At 46.4% G+C, this 23,708-nt stretch carries 17 protein-coding genes; 7 read left to right on the top strand and 10 right to left on the bottom strand.

Features of this window, described 5'->3' with window-relative positions; translation table 11 throughout:
• Positions 1–210 precede the first annotated feature (210 nt).
• Positions 211–2,193 (bottom strand): acetate--CoA ligase, encoded by a 1,983-nt coding sequence (acs, locus tag ACO0K3_RS00550; protein ID WP_422980943.1) that lies wholly within the window; start codon positions 2,191–2,193, stop codon positions 211–213.
• 324 nt (positions 2,194–2,517) lie between these two features.
• On the opposite strand from acs, the gene ACO0K3_RS00545 reads away from it, so the two are divergent.
• From ACO0K3_RS00545 to ACO0K3_RS00525, 5 genes are all read left to right on the top strand, one after another.
• A complete protein-coding gene (locus tag ACO0K3_RS00545; protein WP_422980941.1) occupies positions 2,518–3,117 on the top strand; it encodes a TIGR00645 family protein in 600 nt (199 codons plus the stop codon).
• 39 nt (positions 3,118–3,156) lie between these two features.
• Positions 3,157–4,677 carry a fumarate hydratase gene (locus ACO0K3_RS00540; protein ID WP_422980939.1) on the top strand — a complete coding sequence of 507 codons (1,521 nt, stop codon included), beginning with the start codon at positions 3,157–3,159 and terminating at the stop codon, positions 4,675–4,677.
• A gap of 53 nt (positions 4,678–4,730) precedes the next feature.
• Positions 4,731–5,603, top strand: a complete 873-nt coding sequence (murI, locus tag ACO0K3_RS00535; RefSeq protein WP_422980937.1) for a glutamate racemase — start codon at positions 4,731–4,733, stop codon at positions 5,601–5,603.
• 142 nt (positions 5,604–5,745) lie between these two features.
• Complete coding sequence (gstA, locus tag ACO0K3_RS00530; RefSeq protein WP_422980935.1) at positions 5,746–6,357, top strand: glutathione transferase GstA; 612 nt, start codon at positions 5,746–5,748, stop codon at positions 6,355–6,357.
• A 113-nt stretch (positions 6,358–6,470) separates the two neighbouring features.
• Positions 6,471–7,457, top strand: coding sequence for an LLM class flavin-dependent oxidoreductase (locus ACO0K3_RS00525; RefSeq protein WP_422980933.1), 987 nt, complete (start codon positions 6,471–6,473; stop codon positions 7,455–7,457).
• Positions 7,458–7,566: 109 nt separating this feature from the next.
• Here the strand turns inward: ACO0K3_RS00525 and ACO0K3_RS00520 are convergent, their stop codons facing one another.
• The 6 genes from ACO0K3_RS00520 to hemN all read right to left on the bottom strand — a co-directional run bounded on the left by ACO0K3_RS00520 (position 7,567) and on the right by hemN (position 13,584).
• The gene (locus ACO0K3_RS00520) at positions 7,567–8,799 is read right to left on the bottom strand and encodes a DUF4214 domain-containing protein (protein ID WP_422980931.1); all 1,233 of its coding nucleotides are present in this window, start codon (positions 8,797–8,799) and stop codon (positions 7,567–7,569) included.
• A 53-nt stretch (positions 8,800–8,852) separates the two neighbouring features.
• Complete coding sequence (locus ACO0K3_RS00515; RefSeq protein WP_422980929.1) at positions 8,853–9,746, bottom strand: FAD:protein FMN transferase; 894 nt, start codon at positions 9,744–9,746, stop codon at positions 8,853–8,855.
• 38 nt (positions 9,747–9,784) lie between these two features.
• A complete protein-coding gene (locus ACO0K3_RS00510; protein ID WP_422980927.1) occupies positions 9,785–10,939 on the bottom strand; it encodes a DUF3570 domain-containing protein in 1,155 nt (384 codons plus the stop codon).
• Positions 10,940–10,965: 26 nt separating this feature from the next.
• The gene (locus ACO0K3_RS00505; protein ID WP_422980925.1) at positions 10,966–11,181 is read right to left on the bottom strand and encodes a DUF4266 domain-containing protein; all 216 of its coding nucleotides are present in this window, start codon (positions 11,179–11,181) and stop codon (positions 10,966–10,968) included.
• Between the two features lie 35 nt (positions 11,182–11,216).
• Positions 11,217–11,720 (bottom strand): TlpA family protein disulfide reductase, encoded by a 504-nt coding sequence (locus tag ACO0K3_RS00500; RefSeq protein WP_422980923.1) that lies wholly within the window; start codon positions 11,718–11,720, stop codon positions 11,217–11,219.
• A gap of 466 nt (positions 11,721–12,186) precedes the next feature.
• Positions 12,187–13,584: an oxygen-independent coproporphyrinogen III oxidase gene (gene hemN, locus ACO0K3_RS00495; RefSeq protein ID WP_422980921.1), complete on the bottom strand. Its 1,398-nt coding sequence runs from the start codon at positions 13,582–13,584 to the stop codon at positions 12,187–12,189.
• Positions 13,585–13,971: 387 nt separating this feature from the next.
• Between hemN and ACO0K3_RS00490 the strand changes: the two genes are divergently transcribed.
• A complete protein-coding gene (locus ACO0K3_RS00490; protein ID WP_422980919.1) occupies positions 13,972–15,297 on the top strand; it encodes an alpha/beta hydrolase family protein in 1,326 nt (441 codons plus the stop codon).
• Positions 15,298–15,499: 202 nt separating this feature from the next.
• On the opposite strand, the gene ACO0K3_RS00485 is transcribed toward ACO0K3_RS00490, so the two are convergent.
• The 3 genes from ACO0K3_RS00485 to ACO0K3_RS00475 form a co-directional block, all read right to left on the bottom strand.
• Positions 15,500–16,615, bottom strand: coding sequence for a glycerophosphodiester phosphodiesterase (locus ACO0K3_RS00485; protein WP_422980917.1), 1,116 nt, complete (start codon positions 16,613–16,615; stop codon positions 15,500–15,502).
• A gap of 12 nt (positions 16,616–16,627) precedes the next feature.
• Complete coding sequence (locus ACO0K3_RS00480) at positions 16,628–19,024, bottom strand: TonB-dependent receptor (protein WP_422980915.1); 2,397 nt, start codon at positions 19,022–19,024, stop codon at positions 16,628–16,630.
• A 263-nt stretch (positions 19,025–19,287) separates the two neighbouring features.
• The gene (locus tag ACO0K3_RS00475; RefSeq protein ID WP_422980913.1) at positions 19,288–20,475 is read right to left on the bottom strand and encodes an ectonucleotide pyrophosphatase/phosphodiesterase; all 1,188 of its coding nucleotides are present in this window, start codon (positions 20,473–20,475) and stop codon (positions 19,288–19,290) included.
• A gap of 381 nt (positions 20,476–20,856) precedes the next feature.
• Here ACO0K3_RS00475 and ACO0K3_RS00470 point away from each other — a divergent pair, with 381 nt between their 5' ends.
• Complete coding sequence (locus tag ACO0K3_RS00470) at positions 20,857–23,550, top strand: diguanylate cyclase domain-containing protein (protein WP_422980911.1); 2,694 nt, start codon at positions 20,857–20,859, stop codon at positions 23,548–23,550.
• Positions 23,551–23,708: the final 158 nt, after the last annotated feature.

The raw sequence follows: 23,708 nt of genomic DNA, 5'->3' as shown, positions 1-23,708 counted from the left end.
GATATTGCAAATATTACAACAAAAACATCCTGTTTGCAAATCTAAATTACACCAATGACTGATGCCACCACGCTTAACAACTAAATTTGAGTGGCAATAAGATGTAAAAACAAAGCGGGGTTCTTATCGTGAACGGATAAGAACCCCGGCAATTGACACCACAATCATCTCGGGCGCCTGATTAGATAATATGAATCGTCAAGTACGTCTTTATTGAGCCTGCTTTAACTGATCGAGAATCGCAGGATTTTCTAAAGTAGAGATATCTTGTGTGATCTCTTCACCTTTTGCTAAAACACGCAATAAACGGCGCATGATTTTGCCGGAGCGCGTTTTGGGTAAGTTATCACCGAAGCGGATTTCTTTAGGTTTGGCAATCGGCCCGATTTCTTTCGCGACCCAGTTACGAAGCTCAGTAGCGATTTGCCTAGCCTCATCGCCAGTTGGGCGACTGCGTTTTAACACTACAAAAGCGCAGATTGCTTCTCCGGTTGTGTCGTCTGGCTTACCAACCACCGCCGCTTCTGCAACCAGCGGATTCGCGACTAACGCCGACTCGATTTCCATTGTACCCATGCGATGACCGGACACGTTCAGCACATCATCGATACGGCCGGTAATCGTAAAATAAGCGGTATCCTTGTTACGTATCGCGCCGTCGCCGGCCAAATACATCGTCCCGCCAAACTCTTCGGGGAAATAGCTCTTCTTAAAGCGCTCAGGATCCCCCCAGATCGTGCGTATCATCGACGGCCAAGGACGTTTGACCACCAGAATACCGCCCTGCCCGTTCGGCAAATCGTGTCCAGTCTCATCAACGATTGCCGCCATAATACCTGGCAAAGGCAAGGTGCATGAGCCCGGCACGAGTGGCGTTGCACCAGGTAATGGTGTCATCATGTGGCCGCCAGTCTCTGTTTGCCAGAACGTATCGACGATCGGGCAATTTTGATTGCCGACATGATTGTGATACCACATCCAGGCCTCAGGATTAATCGGCTCACCGACGGAACCTAAGAGCCGCAAGGACGATAAATCATACTGCTTCGGATGGATTTTTTCATCGCCATCCGCAGCTTTAATCAGGGAACGGATAGCAGTCGGTGCTGTGTAAAAAATCGTTGCTTTGTGTTTTTGTATCATGTCCCAGAATCGACCTGCATTCGGGAACGTCGGGATACCTTCAAAAACGATTTCAGTTGCCCCGGCAGCAAGCGGGCCATAAGTAATATACGTATGGCCGGTAACCCAGCCGATATCCGCAGTACACCAGAACACATCATCAGGCTTCAGATCAAAAGTCCACTTCATCGTCAATATTGCCCAAAGCAAGTATCCGCCCGATGAATGCTGAACACCTTTTGGTTTGCCTGTTGAGCCTGATGTGTAAAGAATAAAAAGCGGATGTTCTGCACTCACCCATTCAGGCTCGCACACATCAGATTGAGCAGCGACTAATTCATGCATCCAGAGATCGCGTCCTGGAACAATAGCAATGTTACCGCCGGTGCGTTTATAGATCACGACATTGCGCACCTTTTCGCAATCACCTAATGCTAAAGCTTCGTCGACAATCGATTTCAAAGGCAAGTGTTTACCACCTCGCGCCTGCTCATCGGCAGTAATCACGGCCACAGCACCAACATCGACAATACGTTCTTGCAAGGATTTGGCAGAGAAACCGCCAAACACGACCGAGTGCGTGGCACCAATACGTGCGCACGCCTGCATCGCGACGATACCCTCTACGGACATCGGCATATAAATCACTACACGGTCACCTTTGGTAATACCCAGAGACTTGAGACCATTCGCGAACTGACACACTTTTTGGTGTAATTCTTTATAAGTGACTCTGGTGACATCGCCGCCATCCGACTCGAAGATAACAGCCACTTTGTCGGCATTGCCGTTTTGTAGATTGACGTCCAGACAGTTATACGACACGTTGAGCAAACCGTCTTCAAACCATTTATAAAATGGTGCTTGGGACTCGTCCAGCACTTTGGTGAACGGTGTATGCCAGTGCAAATTCTCGCGTGCCAGTCGCCCCCAAAAACCCTCGTAATCTTTCTCGGCTTCGGCACAGAGCGCGTTGTAGGAAGCCATCCCAGAAATCGTCGCAGTTGCGGCAAAAGCGGCTGGCGGTGGAAAAATACGAGATTCTGCTTTCGTAGTGTCGAGGTCAGACATGTTTATCTCCGGCTTATTGTAATTGGCTTATGTTCAGTGCTTAGGATTCAACGTTTACAACGTTTTTGATTCACAGGTCGCGACGATCAATTTAGCGATCCGCGCTTAGGTTTTGGTGTGAATGCATGACGTGAATAACATTATCAATGATGCCACAAAAGACAACATCATTGAGTGCAAATACGACAGCCAATAACATAGGTGCGCAGACTTACTCAAGCCTTACGCTACAACAATTTAGACGACACTGAAGCTGCACCGTCCTCGGCTTGCCCGTGTAAAATAGCGGCTGCTACAGCATTTTTCAATGGATAAACTTGCCCTATGTCAAAAAACTCCCCGCATAAACTATCGCCACTAGCGGGCGTTATATTCTTTAGCCGCTGGCTGCAATTGCCGCTGTATCTGGGCTTGATACTTGCGCAAGCAGTTTATGTGTTCCATTTCTGGGTCGAACTGAGTGATTTAATCGGTGCGGCGATGGGCAATGAATCTGCGCTTAAACATATTCTGGACGCGGTCACAGTGGCGAATGCGCCGCGCCCTACCCGATTAAATGAAACAACGATTATGCTGGTCGTACTGGGTCTTATTGACGTTGTCATGATTTCCAATCTGCTGATCATGGTGATCATCGGTGGTTATGAAACGTTTGTATCACGCCTCGGTATCGAAGGGCATCCTGATCAGCCTGAGTGGTTATCGCACGTGAATGCCACCGTACTCAAGGTCAAACTGGCGATGGCGATCATCGGCATCTCCTCTATTCATTTGCTTAAAACCTTTATCAATGCAGCCGCCTATGAGCCGAAAGAACTCATCGCGCAAACTGCGATTCATATTACTTTTTTACTTTCAGCATTAGCGATTGCGTACTGCGACAACCTGGTTACTCGTACGCAAAACGAAGCGCAAAAACATTAATCTTTTCCACCGATTTTTTACTTAGCCAAGAGCCATATCATGACAGTCATTAAACAAGACGACCTGATCGAATCCGTTGCCGCCGCATTGCAGTACATTAGCTATTACCATCCGGCAGATTACATTGCCCATCTGGGTCGCGCATATGAGGCAGAACAAAGTCCGGCAGCAAAAGATGCCATCGCCCAGATTCTGACCAATTCCCGTATGTGCGCAGAAGGACATCGCCCGATCTGTCAAGACACCGGAATCGTCAATGTATTCATGAAAATCGGTATGGGCGTCCGCCTCGAAGGCTTCACCAGTTCAATCACTGATGCCGTCAATGAAGGTGTGCGTCAGGGTTATGCGAATGCAGACAACGTATTGCGCGCCTCTATCGTCGCCGATCCCTTGTTCGACCGTAAAAATACCAAAGACAATACCCCTGCCGTCATTCATATGGAACTGGTACCGGGCAATACGATTGACATCCAGGTCGCGGCAAAAGGTGGCGGCTCAGAAAACAAATCGAAATTCGTGATGCTCAATCCATCCGACTCACTGATTGACTGGGTGATGAAAACCGTGCCGACTATGGGCGCAGGCTGGTGTCCGCCTGGCATGCTAGGTATCGGTATCGGCGGTACTGCAGAAAAAGCCATGCTGATGGCAAAAGAATCGCTGATGCAAGACATCGATATGTACGAGCTAAAACAACGCGGCCCGCAAAACAAGACCGAGGAACTTCGTATTGAATTGTGTGACAAGATCAATGCGCTCGGTATTGGTGCACAAGGCCTGGGCGGCTTGACAACCGTGCTGGACGTGAAGATCAATATGTACCCGACGCATGCGGCATCCAAACCGGTCGCCATGATCCCTAACTGTGCGGCAACGCGCCATGCTCACTTCGTCATGGACGGTTCAGGACCGGTCTATATGGATCCACCAGCGCTGTCCACCTGGCCTGATGTGCACTGGACTGCGGATACAGAAAAATCCAAACGTATCGATCTGAATACACTGACGAAGGAGGAAGTAGCCTCATGGACACCAGGTCAGACGCTGCTGTTGAACGGCAAAATGCTGACAGGTCGCGATGCTGCACATAAACGCATTCAGGACATGTTAGCCAAAGGTGAGAGCTTACCCGTCGATTTTACTAATCGCGTTATTTACTATGTTGGCCCGGTTGATCCGGTACGTGATGAAGCGGTTGGCCCTGCAGGACCGACAACAGCAACACGCATGGATAAATTCACTGACATGATGCTGGAAAAAACCGGTTTAATTTCCATGATCGGTAAAGCCGAGCGTGGACCCGCAGCGATCGAATCCATCAAGAATCATAAGTCAGCTTATTTGATGGCTGTCGGCGGTGCTGCATATCTGGTGTCTAAGGCGATTAAAACTGCGAAGGTTGTTGGGTTTGCGGATCTCGGCATGGAAGCCATTTATGAGTTTGACGTGGTGGATATGCCGGTCACCGTAGCAGTCGATTCAAACGGCACGTCCGTCCACAACACCGGTCCAAAAGAATGGCAAGCCAAGATCGGCATCATTCCCGTGACGAACTAAGTTAGCAAGACGTCTGCACACATCAATAAAATATTTACGAGAATAAACACGTTATGCAAGTAATAGAATATGGTGCAGTCGGCGTGTTTGATTCGGGTATTGGTGGCCTGTCGGTTCTTCAGCATATACGTCAGCGACTTCCTGATGAATCATTGATTTATTTTGCGGATTCTGGCTTTGCGCCTTATGGTGACAAGCCGGAATCATTCATTATTGAACGCAGTCTGCTGATCGCTGATTATTTGCACAAGAAACACTGCAAAGCGATCGTCGTCGCCTGTAATACGGCAACAGCAGCAGCCATCAAAACGCTGCGCGATGCTTACCCCGACACGATCATTGTCGGGGTAGAGCCAGGTCTGAAACCAGCGATACAAGTCAGCAAAAATCATACTATCGGTGTACTGGCAACTCAGTCCACGCTACAAAGCACGAAGTTTCAAACGTTAAAAAATCGACTCACCGCTGATACGGATGTGCACTTTCTGTCCCAAGCCTGCATAGGTCTCGTAGATCAAATTGAAAAAAATGAACTGTATACCGAGTCCACAGTAGCGCTACTGCATCGCTACATAACACCATTGTTAGCGCAAGGGATTGACACACTGGTTCTGGGGTGCACTCACTACCCTTTTGTGACTGATGCCATCCAACAGATCATTACCGATAGCGGCGCAGCGCCGGTCCAGATCATCGACACCGGTGAAGCCGTGGCACGACAATTGGAGAAATTACTGGGGGCGGCATCTGTCACTAAAAAAGCGGCGCAGTCATATCAGGCTAAAGTGCACCAGCCTTTTTTTAGTATGTACACCACAGGGCAATTGTTGAGCGCTGAACGGGCAATACAAGGTTTGCTAAGACTGGCGCCTGAGGACTATCAGATTTTCTTCGCCAGTGAAGTAACTCCACAGATACCGGCTTAACGCTGTGACTTAACATTGCTCGCGCAAAACAATTTTTCTGCGCAATGTTAAACTCGCTGATGTAATTTTTAGCCTGCATCAAGCCACGCTGTCCATTAGCTATCAACGTACACATTCACAAATCAAAAAAGGTAAAGACAATATGAAACTCTATTATTCTCAAGGTGCCTGCTCGCTCTCCGCCCATATCGCATTGTACGAAGCCGGATTGACGTTCGAAGCAATTCCAGCGCCGACAAAAACGCATAAGTTACCTGATGGCACAGATTTTTACACCATCAATCCGCTTGGCTATGTTCCCTTATTAGAACTCGATGACGGACGCCGCCTGCACGAAGGACCGGCGATTGTTCAATATATTGCCGACCAGGTCCCTGAGAAAAATCTGGCTCCAGCTAACGGTACATTTGAACGCTACAAATTACAGGAATGGCTGACGTTTATCGGAACAGAATTGCACAAAAATTTTGCTCCGCTATTCAAACCAGGAACTCCTGTCGAAACGAAAGCAGCTGCCTCTGATCAACTAAAATCCCGCCTGGCTTGGGTCGATAGCGAGTTAGCCAGTAAAGATTATCTGCTGGGTGATCACTTCTCCGTCGCCGATGGCTACCTGTTCAATGTAACGAACTGGGCACATCTGGTCGGTTTGGATATCTCAGGTTTTGCAAATCTGCTCGCATTTAGAGCACGGATTGCCGCTCGTCCCGCAGTTATTACAGCGATGAAGGCTGAAGGTTTGCTGATACGCTAAAACGGAGATGCAATATCTGCCGGGAGTCGCTCTGTCAGATTACGGGCAGACACCGGCAGGTATTGATACATCCGCAGACTTGTGTTTCGGGTAAATAAGCCCATATGGATTGTATGATCCCATTTTCTATTCTCGACCTTGCTCCCATTGCCGAAGGCAGCGACGCCTCGCAATCATTTCGCAATACGCTCAATCTGGCACAACACGGAGAACAGTGGGGTTATCACCGTTACTGGCTGGCAGAGCATCACGGTATGCCAGGCATTGCTAGCGCGGCCACTGCGATTCTCATCGGTCACGTTGCAGCAGGCACTTCGACGATCAGGGTTGGCGCTGGTGGCATCATGCTGCCGAATCACTCCCCACTGGTCATTGCAGAGCAATTTGGCACCTTGGAATCGTTATTTCCGAGTCGCATCGATTTAGGTCTGGGCCGGGCACCGGGCTCCGATCAGGCAACCGCAAGAGCGTTGCGAAGAAATCTGGATTCAGATGCGGATGAATTCCCACAGGATGTGGTTGAGCTCATCGATTATTTTTCAGCAGAACCCAGACAATCCGTGCGCGCCGTCCCCGGCACAGGCTTACAAGTGCCGGTATGGATACTGGGTTCTAGCCTTTTTGGGGCTCAACTGGCAGCCAGTCTGGGGTTGCCATATGCGTTTGCCTCTCACTTCGCTCCATCACAGATGATGCAGGCTATCGCCATTTATCGTGAGCGCTTCCAAGCTTCGAAACAACTGCAAAAACCTTATGTGATGCTAGGATTTAACGTATTTGCAGCGGATACCGACAAAGAAGCACATTACCTCGCCAGCTCAGCTCAGCAGGCGTTTATCAATTTGCGCAGCGGAAGACCAAAACGCTTGCCACCTCCGGTAGATAATTTTCTCGACCAGATCCATCCCGGTGAAAAAGCCTTACTCGATCAGATTTTGTCATGTTCAGCGATCGGTTCACCAGAAAAGATTACTGAAGCAACGCAGGCATTTATCCACCGCACCGGTGCAGACGAGCTGATGATTACATCACAGATTTTTGATCACGCAGCACGACTGCGATCATATGAAATTACTGCCAGCATTAAACAATCGCGATGAACAACCCGCTATGTTTAGCTAGGGTCTAATTGAGTATCGAGTTCCACTGACTCATATTCAAATGCAACTTATTGCAGTAACTAGATTATCCGTATTAGTGGTGTGAGCGCTAGCCAAGCCATAGCTTGTAATCAATCCCGTTTTGTATTGCCCCCAAAACTAATGCCTGATTTTCTGGGCTTTCACTAAAACTTGCCAGGGTGCTAGCGGGACTGATATTTCCAAGATTAAGATCATTGACCCAGAAATTCAATCCTCCTTGATCTGGTTCCCGATGCAAAACATTATGATAAAAATTAGTAACGAGAACCGTATTACTTGGATTCGCACCATAGATAGCCTTAAATTCAGCCGATTGCATGAAGCCCGTTGCAACGCTGGTTAAACTTGCGCCGCTATCCATCGCATTAATCCAATACCCTAACCCGGTAATGTCAGGCTTACGGTCAAACGCAGCCTGATAAATTCGATAAGCCTGACCAGCAATGCCATTAATATCAAAAGCAAGCGAAGTATCAGAAAACTGTAATCTTTCTACTTGATGAATCGTATCAGTACCGTCGTGACCAACATTATCTTTCACGACGAAATCAGGATTTGTTCCGGAAATACCATAGTCACTTTTTTTACCTGCATAAATTACGGTATCAACGCCATCACCTCCAGTAAAAATATCGTTACCGGAGGTGGTAATGAAAGTATCTTTCCCTGCAGTTCCCTGCCTCACTATGCCAACCGCGGTGGTAAAAGAATAGCTGCTGATACCTGCATAAGCATTACCTGCTAGGTCTTTCACGCTACCATTTGCGACAACAACTTTATAAGTAGTTCCGTAACCCAGATCTGCAGAAGGATTCAAAGTTAAAGTATTACCCGAAATCGACAGGTTGGAACTAGTGCCTGCATCATAACTGGCGATTTGCGTACCGTCCGCAGTAGTCAGAGTAACTAAGCCGCTGCCTCTGGTAATCGCTTCACTGAACGTCAAAATAATATTACTATCAGTCGCTACATTCATCGCCTGCGCAGCAGGACTAAAACTGCTGACAGTCGGAGCAATCGTATCCGCAAAATAAGTCGCAATATCTAGCGTATCTGTTTTATTTGCAAAGACCAATTTTTCAAAATTATATAAAGTCGCATGAAAAGGTTCTCCGCCACTTGCACTTGAAATAGAGTCAACATGCACGGCTCCGTCATTTGTTTTAGTAATCGTGTAGCTAGACCGTAAAGATGTGCCGAGATATAAAGTGTCTATGCCGCCAAGGCCATCAATGACAACAGTACCAGGGTTGACTACCGTCCAGGAATCATTTCCGGCAGTTCCGTTTATTGTCGCCATATCAAATCTCCAAATCTCATTAATTGTAAATATAAGGGCACATAATCAGGTTGTTAAACGGCTTGATTCATATGTACGACGCCTAGATGATCCATTGCCAGATAGCTCATTCCAGTGGATTCCAAGTAGTCAATTCCCTCAGATTGCTTCAGCATAGCAATGGTAGTGCAGTTACCCGCAACAACCGCATACGGAGCAACTACACTAACGGTCTGCCAATGTGAAACTGGCTGTCCCGATCGCGGATCGATCACATGACAGTAACGTCGTCCATTCAATTCAAAAAACCGCTCATAGTCGCCACTTGTTGCAAGCCCCCCTCGTTCAATGGGAATAGTAGCAAGCAACTCACCTTTTAATCTAGGATGCTGAATTCCTATTTTCCATGGACTATGATCAGGTTTAGGTCCAATGACACGCATATCCCCCCCCAGGTTCACGTAGCCATATATCGCGCCAGCCTCAATGAGTTTTGCACCCGCTCTGTCTGCCGCGTATTCCTTGCCAAAACCACCAAAATCAATTTCCATTCCATGTTTTTCAAAGCTTATACAATGATTTGCACGTTCGACAAATTGCCATCCTATTAATGCTGACAGTTTAGACAACTCTTCATCGGATGGCACTCTCCCAGACCTGAAATCCCATGCGCGCCGGAGAACGCCTGCGGTGATATCAAACAAGGTGTCGCTCGACAAATACAAGCTATCTGCATATTCCAGCAAAGCCCAGGTTTCCTCATCACATTCAACGGGATTCTGCCCGGCCGAATGATTGATCCTCGATACAATACTGTCTGTACGATATCGGGAAAATTTATGTTCAACGCGGATGACTTCATTGATCGCTGTCTGTGAATAGTGCTCTGCCTGTTGCGCATCTGTCGCTGCAATTACAAGCTCACAACTACAGGCCATTGCTTTAAAAGGTATTCTAAAAATTTGCATACAAATCAAAAGTACCCGAGATCTGTTAATTACCTATCTCAAAACTGTTTCGACAATCCCACCTGAATACTTCTCGCATAAAACGGCAACACTCCCGGGCTACCACTACCAAATAAACGCCAGTTAGAACGTTGCGTGTATTGCTCAAATTTAATATCCACCAGCCAGTCATCACCTAATTGTTTTGCCACTTTTAAACCTAAAGTGCGGGCACCATAGGCAGACACACGCTGATCTTCTGAAAAATATATTGCATCATCAGGTGGATTCGGTGGAAAAGGAGAGCCGCTGGTATCTGCATTGACATAAAAATTGGCAGCACTTTGACTATACATTCTCAGTTGTGGAGTGATCGTCCACCCATTTGCCAATGGTTGAACATATTCCAGACCAATCGTGTGTGCTTTGACCGACCATGTATCTAAATAATACCGATAACTTAATCTGGCGGTGCCTTGAGTAAGATCAATAAAATGATTCCAGCGAGCCAGCAAAGTACGGTTAGTACGTTCTCTTGGCCGGTTATCAAAAACCTTGTAAGGATCTGAAAAATACCCACTACCATCGGAAATCCCGACACTTAATTGGGCAATATCTTTACTCGTCAGGACTTGAGTCACACTAAATAACAAATCAAGTACCCGCTTCTTTTCATCAGTAACAATCTTATTATTAGGATTAATCGTATCCCTGTTCATACCGATACCTGCAGACCATGTTGTGTTTCTGTCTTCACTGGAAAAACTCGCCTGTGCTGACACACCTTTTGAAACATAATCAGATTCGTTAGAAACATTGAGCCCCAAGGTGAAAGTCGACGTCTGAAAATAACGTGTTACCTCAACATCAGAGGCATTACGTCTATCCTCCATTTTCTTTAAACCAGCATTATGGTAGGACGGCGAGGCGCCTGAAATACCGTCTGTCGTTATCGAGCCACCCAAAGACCACTCGCCAGAAACTGGCGCAATAATTTTTACTGCAGTTGCTTTGACCTTGATCCGATCTTCACCGGGCTGACTGTCCAGATAGTCTAGATACTTCACACTGATCGTCCCCTTGTCGGGTGCATTCTCTGCAAGCGCGTGACCAGTAAAAGGTAAAGATAGTGCTGCGGAAATTAACGCCGACCCGACAGATTTAAAGGTACTCGATTCCGGATAAGCTTCGTTCATTTGCAGATTACTCATCATCGTTATTCGCCCTAGAAAATTAAAATTCAGTTACAGCCACATCCACCACCACCAACACCTGCACCTCCAGACGCAGCTTCTTTACTAAAGTAGATATGGTCAACAAATTTTGTCTCTAAAGGATCACCTTCAAATTTCATCTCTTGCTTCGCCAGTTTTCCTTTTTCCCAGGCCTGAACAGGGGGTAAAGAACTGCATGCAGATAATGACTGTATCAATAACAGTAGCAAGCAGCTCTTCATGTATTGTGTTCTCCGGTATAAAAACGAGTTCGACATCATTTCACCTCTAACTGTAATTGGATTTCTTTTTCGATCCGGTTACGTGTCTCATCATTAAATCCGGCGTGCTGCGCAATCACCTTACCATCACGACTGACCAAGACGCTGGTAGGCATCCCCTTTATGTCGAATAGTTTTGCTACTGCGCCTTTAGGATCTAAGGCGATATCAAAATTTGCAGGCACTGCCGCCAGAAAATTCTTCCAGTCCTCATTATCCGTATCTACGTTAACAGCAATTATTTTGAATCCTTGCGATCCATATTTTGATTGCATCACATTCATCCAAGGAAACGATTTTTTACAAGGCCCGCACCATGAAGCCCAAAAATCAAGATAGACGAGCTTACCTTTAAAGTCACTGAGTCTATATGAGGTCGAGACTCCCTGGAGTACAGCCTCCGGAGCCGTTTTTCCCACTTCAGCAGCATTGAGTGTCAGATGAGCACATAGCAAAAAAACCGCAAATAATATTCTTAAGGGGTTTAATAACGTTGACATTCACACCTCTATATCAATATTTGTCAAATATCGTCGTTTATAATTTTTTTAAAATTAGATTTTCTGAACAAGGACATACTTCTTTCAATCTTTTAACGAGCTAAGATAAACGAATTTTATTTTGTAAAGTTAACTATTTCTGAAAAGTATAGGCACTCGTCTTATACAAGATACAAGCTGTTACATTCGCTAACGCAAATGCAGAAAAAATTACACTTACTAGACAAATTCGTTACGGCATAACAGCTTGCATAACTCAAAGAACGTGCAATGAATACAAATCATATTTCAGTTCAATCTGAACAAATACACTATCCAGTTCAGTCTTCCGTAAACTTCTAAAAACTTTTTAATCGAAATATAGTAAATCTATGCCGCCTACAGAAAAGCTAAGGAACATCCTGCTTTCCTGACGAAAAAGTCGGCGATCATTGAACTTATTTGTGTGTTGGTAAATAGAAAATATTCAAATCAATTTAGAATAAGTCGCCGTAGTCAGCCTCTTCAGATATTGATCAAAAACCATTGCAATCGCGCGTACAAACAAGCGACCTTTTGCCGTCACGTGCACCGCGTCCTCGCTGATCTGTATAAAGCCTGCCTCTTCATATTGCTTTAGCAAGACTAACTCTCCAGCAAAATACTCTGCAAAATCGATCTGATAATCCCGGTTGATCCTAGCGATATCCAGAGGCATGCTGCACATCAAGGTCATGATAACTTCACGACGTAATAAGTCGTCTGGATTTAAGGCAATCCCTTTTTCAACAGGTAAATGTCCTTCGTCAAGCAACTGATAATAGGCTTTGATGGTGCGTACCGATTGGCTATATGAATGACCGACTTTGCCGATAGCAGACACGCCGAAGCCAATCAGATCACAGTCGGCACGGGTAGTATATCCTTGGAAATTACGGTGCAGCGTCTGATCCTGACGCGCTTTGTTCAGTTCATCATCGGGCTTAGCAAAGTGATCAAGTCCAATATAAATATAGCCAGCATCCAGCAGACGCCGAGTTGCCATCATAAATATCTGTAACCGGTCTTCCGTCGACGGCAAATCGGCTTCGATGATCTGTCTTTGCGCTTTAAAGCGGCTTGGTAAATGCGCATAGTTATAGAGCGCAATACGGTCCGGCGCTAACGCAATCAGATGATCTAGCGTTCGACTAAAACTCGCCTTATTTTGCTTTGGTAAGCCGTAAATTAAATCGGCGTTGATAGACTGAAAATGCTTTTGCCGACTTTGAATCACCGCCGCTTCAACCATTTCATAGGGCTGTATCCGGTTGACGGCCTGCTGTACCGCCGGGTCAAAGTCCTGCACGCCAAAACTATTCCGGTTAAAGCCCAGCTCGGCCAACACCGCCAGAGTCTCAGGTTTCAGGGTGCGCGGATCAATCTCTACACCTAGCTCCGCGTCATCGGTAAAACTAAAGTGTTTACGCAGCATCGCCATCAACTGACGCAACTCATCAGAGCTAAAAAAAGTTGGCGTACCACCTCCCAAATGTAACTGCGAGGTCTGACGATCAGAGCCGATTCTGGCGACGACCAATTCAATTTCTTTTTCCAGATATCGCAGATACTCCGTTGTCCGGCTATGATCTTGCGTGACGATTTTGTTGCAAGCACAAAAGTAGCACAGCGATTCGCAAAACGGCAGGTGCAAGTAAAGTGACAACGGTGGGTTACTCGTGTTTGTCGATCGTTGTTCTAAATAGGAGATATAGCATTGTTCGTCAAACGTCTCATTGAAACGATCTGCTGTCGGGTATGAGGTATAGCGTGGGCCTGATTTGTCGAATTTGCGTATTAGTTCTTCGGACAACTCAATCTCATCAGTGGCATGGCTAGTGGTCATCTTTTTCTTTCAATGCACGGTTTAGTGGATGTATTGGGGGCGTTGCCACTATTTTATTTGCCGTGCTGAAATCCAATATGGATCTGGATCAAGGAATAAGCACATCAGCAAGCGCACCCGGAGTGTCAAACAACTTGCATGACACCACGTGAAGCCGCTAAAAGCATATACAACAACTCACTTATAAGCGATGAACGAAAAATATACTCCCCGTTAGTATTATTTAAAGCACCTTTAAACCATTGCGGATAAGGGTATATTTTTAAATAAATAGAGGGGAGTATATTAAACGAAGCCGCATAAAATGGATGTACTGACATCGCTCTCAATACTGATATCCTATGGTGCATGATTATTTTTTAAACATGGAAACGATCAAGGAGTGTTATGAAAAAAAGGTTTTTCTCTATTTGTCTGCTCATCTGTCATAGTCTGGCAATCGCAAAATTTGCGTCTGCCCAGGACAATCATATCGACACGATACGTCCTGATGCACCGGAGCTAGCGCAATACGGCAAGCTTGCCGTTGGCGTGAAGACGGTACAGCTCGTTCATACCCAGCAACTTGATATTCTCAAATCCAAGACCGGAGAAGCAACGCCGGTGTATGACAGGCCACTTACCGTTGAAATCTGGTATCCCGCCACCCTCCCCGAAGGTCAGGCTAGCGCTGGACAAAGTTCAACGTATCTCCGCGATGGAAAAACGCCGATTACTTTATATGGCAAAGCAGTACGTGATGCCAAACCCGATGCCTTGCACGGCCCCTACCCGCTGCTGATTGTCTCGCACGGATATCCGGGCAATCGTTTTTTACTCAGCCATCTAGCGGAAAATCTAGCCAGCAAAGCGTATATCGTGGTCGCAATCGATCATACCGACAGCACCTATAACGACCAGGCAGCGTTTGCCAGCACCTTGCTGAACCGTCCGCTGGACCAGCTCTTCGTGCTCAACGAGATGGCACGTTTGAACACCAGCGCTGCAGGCGGCAATCTAAAGGGGCTGATCAATACCGAGATGACTGGTTTGATTGGTTATTCCATGGGGGCTTATGGCGTCGTGAATACAATTGGTGGCGGCTTCACTGAAAAGAGTGTGAAAGCACCGTCAAGTGTACCGAATGGTGCTTTGGCGATCAGACAATCAGGGAATCCAGATTATCTCGCGTCGCTGGATAAACGGATCAAAGCGGCAGTTGCTTTTGCCCCCTGGGGATGGAATTATGGTGCGTGGGATGCGTCCGGCCTGGCAGGAATCAAGACTCCCGTATTCTTTATCGCTGGTAGCGCCGATGATGTCTCCGGTTACTCACCTGGGGTAAGAAATATTTTTGAAACAAGCGTAAATGCGCCGCGATTCTTATTGACCTACGAGAACGCCAACCACAATGCTGGCGCACCTATTCCAGCCCCCAGAGAGGCATGGTTGCCCTCGTCCGCAATGAAGCGGCTACCGGCAGAACATTACATTGACGCCGTTTGGGACAGCACGCGGATGAATAATATTGCGCAGCATTTTGTCACAGCATTCTTGGGGAAGTTTCTTAAAAACGACGCGACGATGGATCCATATCTGAACTTGATCGAGAATGCGAAAGAAGGTAAATGGTCAGTCGACCCGAATGGCGGTCTCAAGAGTGATCACACTTACTGGAAAGGTTTCCCAGCGCGCACCGCTGTCGGCCTCAAGCTAGAACAGCGCCAGCCCTAACCGATAACAAACTGATTTTCATAAAAAAACCGCACTGTTTTCAGTGCGGTTTTTTATTAAAACTCACAATTAGCCAAGCTGACTATTAGCGCTAACTAGCACTACTAGTATTAACTAAAATTAATTAGCCTTATTCAGTATTAATTAGATCCGTACAAATTCGTGATGATCTGCTCTGTATCCAGCCAGCTTATTCAAATGATCAAGCATTGATTGCCTTACGTCCAATCGCGGAATCATCCGAGAAAAACCCGTCTATACCTGCATCGATATAACGTCGTATCTCAGCGATGGAACCCATTTCATTGCGCGCGTTTTCGCCATTACCATCTCTGAAGTCCGCTGCAAGAAAACGATTCTCCGGGCGGAAAGTCCATGTATGCACCAGTAAGCCGGCGTCATGTGCATCACTAATCAAGGCTGTTGGCTTGCCTAACTTGCCATCGGCCAGCAAAGGAATCAAAGCCCGTGTCGGCGGTGCGACCACGTCCGCGTAACGGGCGATGTCACGCAATCCCACCTTTGATGACATAGCGCCAAAGCTCAAATCATCACCAGCGGCAACCACATCAGCCGGACGAATATTCCCTTCCGCGACCAGCTGCATTAAACGGATATTGTCTTTCTTACCGATGACACTGCGGATGTACTTCAAATTTGCTACTTCGAAGGATTGAATTTCCAACGGACAGCGTTTGGTATATTCATGCTCAGTCAGACTTTTCAAAAAACGATCTTCCAGCGGCAAGCCCGCCTTTGCGAAATAAGTAGAATGCTTTAGCTCAGGAACTAGCCCGATCAGGCGACCAACCGTTGCGGATTCGGCTGCGGCGAAATCAATGATCTCATCCCAGGTCAAAATCTGAAACATACCGTCATAAAAGGTATTTTGTGGACGCACTTTCGGCAAGCGCTCAACCGCGCGAAGTGACTTCAATTCACTCAGAGTGAAATCGTCGCAAAACCACCCCGTATGCGTACGGCCATCAATGGTCTTGGTCGTGCGTTTGGCAGCGAATTCAGGCCGTTGAGAAACGTCAGTAGTCTCATCCAGTATCGCCTCATGCCGCGCAACCAGTACACCATCTCGAGTGCTGACCAGATCCGGCTCAATATAATCAGCACCGTCAGCAATCGCTCTAGCGTAGGCGGCCAGAGTGTGCTCAGGCCGTAGCGCGGAAGCGCCGCGATGTGCAAACAACTCGACTTTGCGTGCAGAAGAAGCCAGTGCCTGAGAAGCGAAACCTGTTGCATCAAGAGATAACATACCGCCGCTCACCACGGCAGTTTTCAAAAAAGAACGGCGGCTATTGATCATCTCTGTTGTCCTTTAAAAATCAGCACCAAATGTCACAAAATACTGACGTGGTGCAATTGGAAATGTGTTGTAAGTCCCGTTCGCAGCGCCGACGACGACCACCGAATCTCCTTTGACCTGATTCAGGTTTGTGATGTTCAGACGTACTCTGGCATTTTTAATGAAAGTATTTTGCACCATCGGTAACTTCGCATTGATACCGAGATTCAACATGAAATAACTGTCGACGGCCAAATCGTTGGTATAGGTTGCATAACGCTTACCGACATAATCGCCAATCAATTGCGCCTCAATCTCACCAAATGTTGCGGATGCCACGAACTTATTCATCCACTCCGGACTACCCGGAACTTTTTTACCCGAGGTCGGCACCAGCGTTTTGCCATTGCTGTAATCGTCTGCATAGACCGAACGATTGTAGGATAAAGCATTGTAGAAACTAAAGTTTCGACCGAAATGCAAAGTACCTGCCAGATCAATGCCATCGGTCGTGACGCTGCCGACGTTGGCGAGAATAGGATTGCCACCAATGATGGATGAGATCACCGGCGTAGGACTGATTTGCAATAAGCGATTGCTGAAATCTACGTGATATACCGTCACCTGACCATCAATTTTATTCAACGGTCCCATATCCAGATTGCGCTTGCTACGCAGACCCGCCTCATAAGTCAGTGAGGTTTCTGGCTGTGCCGTATTTTTGAACAAATCAAACGCCGACTGGCTCGCCAGACTCCACGGAGACGCACCGCCACCGCCATAAGTCACGAACTGACGCATATTCTTTTGGACATTGATGAATAACTGATCACGCGCGCTCAGATCCCAAAGCATGCCGACCTGAGGCAAGAACCATTTTTTGGTATCAATCTCACCGACGGGCAAAGCGAGAGAGCCGCCAGAGATTGCACCTGCCTTAGGCTGTACCGGAAAATCTCCTTTTGCATACTGCAAACTCGACTTAAAACCTGCTTGCAACACCATATCCGGACGTACACGCCACTCATCTTGCAGGTGTAACTGGATGACGTTATTACGAATCTCGCTACCGTACTGAGTAATCAAAGGATTACTTGGACGGTCGTAAGGGGAGCTAGGGTTATTCACATCCAGCGGATACCAGCGACGATAGGCAGAGGATTCGTTGTGCTCCCACCAGCCACCAAATTCGATCTGATGATTACCAAACTCAGTACGCAAATTAGAGATCAGGCCAGAACGATGAATATCATATTCAGTGGTGCGGGTGGCATACCCCGAATTGCCAAACACTTTTTTCAAATCCTGGTTAGGAAAATAAATACTAAACAACGCTGGCAAACCCGCCGCACCTATTGGTCCGGCAACCACGCCGACACCATCATCACGGTGAAAATACACCTGATTCGACCAGACAGTTGATTCGTTCAGGTTCAGATCATATTTAGCATAGGTCAATATATCCTTACGCTGCGCATCACTATAGTAGTTGTGATAATTCGAACCGTCAGCGGCTGGCGTTGCGCCTGTTGGCGACAGATAAGTCAAGGCGGCAGGAAAATTCGGATAGAGAAATGGTCGAGTATATGGTGCACTCGTCTCGCCAGTCACATGAACCGTGCTGTCCTCATTTGGTTCTATTTTGTCGTTATAGTTGAAATACAGTATGAGCTTGCCGGAAGGCTTGGCACTTACGAATTTTGCATTGAGTTGTTTTCCACCTTGCTTGCCATCAAAATCCCAGGCGCGCGCATCTTGGCGCATGATAGAAATATAAGCCGCATTACCCTCGCCAAAAGTACCGGTATCGAAACGTGCATAAGTACGTGAGGTGCTATAACTACCTAAAGTCTGTTCGAGAGTCGTCTTTTGTTTTGCTAAAGGGTCGCTGCTGAATACTTCAATCGTACCACCCAGATTGCTGGTAGACGGAGTGGCGAGATTACCCGCTCCGGAGGACAAGATCACATTTCTGACATTCTCACTGATCACGGCACGTTGTGGCGATAATCCATTGTAGTTGCCGTATTGCTGATCACCGAGCGGCACGCCATCCATCGTGTAACCGAGTTGCTGACCATTGAAACCATGGACAAACAAGGAGAGATTTTGTTCGTTATTCCCCCATGGATCTGCCGTGGCAAAGGTCACGCCAGGCAGAGTCTGCAAGGATTTAACGGGATTAATCCCTGGCAGGATTTTTTGTATTTCACTACCGCGTAATGAAACAGCAGAACGGGTAGTTTGAGACGAAATTTCGACCGTCGCAATCGCACCATCTGCTTTTTCATTTTTATTGGTATCGGAGATCGTCGCAACTGTCTGTGCAAAGACAGGTTGTACAAAAACAAACAGACAAGCGGTCGATGCAATCGCCAAGGCAGGTGCTGAGTATGGAAGTGATTTTTTCTTAAAATGAACTGGTCTCATGAGGTTCTCGTGATGAACTAGCGGTAACTAGTAATAGTTAGTGATGCGTAGTGATATTTAGTGATCAATGGGATGATGAAACACCATCAAAGCCGTCGAAGCTTAATCACTATTTATGACGACGAAATGACCACCCCAAAAAAACACAAATTCACAACACAGCACAACACATCACATCAACCGTTTTTAAATCATTCAACCAACATGAGAATAAAAGAGAGAAGCGATCAGCGCAGAGTAAACGGCGCCGATAAAGGAATGACTTATTGCGCTCTCAATGACTGTCGTACAGTTACCATAGAGCCGTCCGAAGGCAATGCCGGGACGTTTAGCAACGTCATCAGCAAAGGATAAACATCAACATTATCAAATGCAGGCAATATCGTTGCCTTCTTAAAAGCTGGTCCGGTAGCGATAAATAATGCCTGCATTTCAGGTGCCAGATTATCGTATCCGTGCGAACCGCTGACCGTCGTTTTACCGTTTTTGTCACCCAGCTCCACCAGCCAGCCTACATCGGCCAAACAAACAAATCGCGGCACCCGGGCATTTTCTCCATAATGAAAACGTTCAGGAATCGCTTCTTTTTTCCAGCACTGCATGTGCTCATGTTTCTTCAGCAAGGCATTAGCTACAAGCTCTTCCTGCCCAGAGTTGACATCAATGCCGGCATAAGTACCTGAGGTAATCACACGATAGTTAACGGGATCTGCTAATTCATTTAAGCGAACAATCCTATCCGCGCTCGTAGCAGCCATACCGTGATCAGAGACAATCACAACATTGGCGTCAATATGACGTGCGCGAAGTCCATCGACTAGCTGGCCGATGGCCTGATCTACGCGTGCGACATCGCTGGTTACCTGAGCAGTGTCGGGGCCAAATTCATGTCCTGCATGATCGACATCATCAAAATACACCGTCAAAAATCCTGGCCGATCACCAACCGGCTTATCCAACCACGTCAGCATCGTGTCAACGCGACCAGCCGGCGCAATCTTGCCATCAAACCGTCGAAAATCCGTCGGCAATACACCATGAATTGCCGCCTCAGATCCCGGCCAAAACATGATGCCGGTCTTAATGCCTTTTTTTTCTACCGTCACCCAAACAGGCTCTGCCTGGTCCCACCAGCGGTGATCAGTGACTGCATCACGATTACTGAGTGTAAAGCGCACGCCTGGAATTTGCGGATCTTCCATCGTATTACCAACGATACCGTGATGATCCGGTCGCAGCCCGGTAACTAAGGTGTAGTGATTCGGGAAAGTAATTGAAGGAAACGACGGTCGCATTGACTCTGCACTTACGCCGTTGGCGATTAACTTATTCAGATTTGGTGTGACACCACGATTCAGATAATCGGGCCTGAAGCCGTCAATCGAAACAAGAATAACCGGATGGTAATCTGATGCATCTGTCTGCTGATCAACCGGCGACTTGGCAGGCATCTGGCTGCAGCCCGACAGAAATAAAGTGAAGAATATGCTGGTTACTACAGAAAAACGGGAATAAATCATAAATAGTGTTGTTAGAAATAATTATAGGAATATCGCTTTTACATGGATCAGACGTATTTTTATTCATACCAAATCTCTGTCACTGATCATCCGGCCTGATGGTACAGCCAGCTCGTTAACATAGATTTTAGTTTAAAGGCTTTGGACATTAGGTCTGCTGATAAATTCCGCTAGTTATCTATTTTTCACCTTTTTTAGTACGCAAATCAAATCTAAGCTTTTATTAAGGCAACGAATGTTAAGATAATCAAGATGACAACTCATAAGTGAAATATCCCTATGGCGTCGATACCTAGAATTAAAGTACGGAATATGAGCGTAAAAACTCGACTGGCGCTCGCTGTTGCCGCATTCTTTGCCTTCGCATTTATCCTGCTTACAGCGTTCTCCATATCAGTATTTCAAAAGACCTTAGAAAAGGTCATCGAAATCCGGCAGTCTAGCCTGATCGAAAATACCGCCGATGAGATCGATCAAAAAATCGAATTAAGAAAAAAAACACTGATTCTTTTGGCCAGCGATCTTGGCTCTACAATCACCGATAATAATGGATTGCAAAAATTTTTAGAGCGCCACCATAGCCTTGACGGCATCTTTGATAATCTCATTATTTTTGATCTTCATGGTCAACTCCTTGCAAATCTCGATAGCCCTGAGTCCATAGGAAAGCTGAATATTTCAAGCCGGGATTATTTTCAGAAAGCGATTACACAAAGCAAAGTCGTTGTTTCACCTCCTTTAAAAAGTGGCGTATCAGGACGTCCGATTGTCGTGATCTGTGTTCCCGTTTTTGATATCAGGGGGCATATGATTCTGGTCTTATTAGGCACCATAGAATTAACGCAAGATAGTTTTTTAGCCGACTTTGCGAATGCAAAAATTGGTGCTGCCGGCTATTTTTATTTAGTGACATCCAAAGGCGTTTTTGTCACTCATCCCGATCAGTCTCGTATATTAAAAAATACAGCCGATGTTCCTGGTCAAAGCAAGTCATTAGATATGGCCTTAGGCGGATTTGAAGGTACGATGAGTTCGACCACCCGAGATGGCAAGGACGCTATATTTTCTTTTAAGCGCTTGAAGTCTGTCGATTGGATTGTGGCAGCCGTGTATCCTTCAAATGAAGCATTTAGCCCAGTTGCTGAGGTAAAAAGCAATGCTATGCTGGTCAGTATTGCCTTATTGCTGCTACTACTACCACTCGCCTGGTGGTTCATGTACCGACAATTAGCACCGCTGCAAAAATTACGCAACAAAGTCCTGAATGCAGAAGCAAGCTTTGATCTGACTTTGCCACAAAAAAAATATCCCAAGGATGAGATAGGCGAACTTGCTAAAGCGTTTGATGACGCCATGATGAAGCGCCTATCGGCAGAATCTGCGTTGACTGCGAGTGAGAACAAACTACGCTTAATCGCCGACAATATGTCTGCCTTCATCGGCTATATCGACTACAACGAAAAATATACCTTTGTGAACAAACAAGTTGAAAAACTGTTTGGCATATCCGCGAAAGAAACCATAGGAAAAACCGTCAAAGAAGTAATGCCCCAAGCTTTTTATCAGCAAAACAAACCCTTCATCAATCAGGTCCTTAACGGAGAATGGACACGATTTGAACGGCAGGCACAAAGAAACGGCAATATTGAGTGGGATAGAGTTACCTACGTACCAGACATCAATCAAGGTGGTATGGTCGATGGTTTTTTCGTACTGGTAGAAGACATCACTGAGTTTAAACGCGTGCAGACAGAATTGACTTCAAGCGAAAAACGAATCAGAACCATTACCGACAACATTCCCGCACTGATTGGTTATATTGATGCAGATGAACGCTACCAATTCTGCAATCGCTTCTATCGATTAATTCCGGGAATAGATCCAGATGCGATGATAGGCCAGACCATGAAGGACGTGTTTGGTGAGCAAAATTATCTGGCGTTAAAAGAAAAAATTCAGCAGGCACTCAACGGTGAGGCAGTCTCTTTCGAGCGGTTTACTACGGAGCGTGGTGTCTCTAAATATTTGCAGTATGAATATGTTCCCGACGTCAACCTGGACGGATCAACTGTGGGCTTCTATACAATGGCGATTGATGTAACCGACCGTAAAGAAGCGGAATTAAGATTGCAATCCAATGAGGGATTATTGCGCGCGATCGCAGATAACATTCCCGCATTCGTGAGCTTTATTGATAAGGAAGACCGCTTCCAGTTTGTCAATCGTCCTTATGAATCCTGGTTTAATCTCCCCCTCGCAGAAATCCGCGGACGTTCTGTATTGTCACTACTCAGTGAGTCCGTTCAACAATTACACAGAGAACATTTTCATATTGCACTGGCCGGTGAAAAAACTGAATTTGAATTGCAGGTGAGTATCGCCGGCGCGTTCAACCATTACCGAGCAACTTACGCACCACAACTCGATGAGACAGGCACTGTGATCGGCGTCAATTCTCTGGTCAATGACATTACCGATGCGAAGGCAATCGAAACACAATTACTGGCGTTAGCAAGATTCGATACCCTGACGGGTCTGCCAAACCGGAATCAGCTCAATGAAAGACTCGCAGAGGCAAGCGCCCGGTCAGCCAGAAGCAAGCGCTCTATGGCAGTCATGTTCCTGGATCTGGATCGTTTCAAGTCGATCAACGATACCTTAGGCCACCATGCAGGAGATATTGTTCTGAAAGAATTTGCCTATCGCTTAAAAGGATGTATTCGTCAGACCGATATGGTTGGCAGACTCGCCGGTGATGAATTCGTCATCGTACTTGAGGGTTTAAACAGTCAAGCAGAAAGCGAAATCGTCGGATCGAAAATCATTCAGGCAATGACAGCGCCATTTAATATCGATGGCAATGCAAGAATCATTACGACGAGTATCGGTATTGCCATTTCGAGCAATCAGCATTCTAGCGGCGAGGATCTGCTAAATAAAGCAGATGAAGCTTTGTATCTGGCTAAAAAAGCGGGACGGAATATTTTTAAAAGCCTTGAGTTGTAGCAGTTGGCAGATGCGAGGACATATTGAATTATTAAGATGACATGGTTGTATCTTAGTATCTCCACGCCACCTTCTTACTCTTGTGCTGTCCGCGAGTTAGGCAGAAGCCAACACTTGGTTTTTTAAGTAAAATCGATTACGCAGCATGAATTCAAAAC

It is taken from the genome of Undibacterium sp. Rencai35W, from assembly GCF_049340185.1.
Taxonomy (GTDB): Bacteria; Pseudomonadota; Gammaproteobacteria; order Burkholderiales; family Burkholderiaceae_D; genus Undibacterium.
The sequence above is the reverse complement of the archived record's forward strand: the minus strand, read 5'-3'. Positions and strand labels throughout refer to the sequence as shown.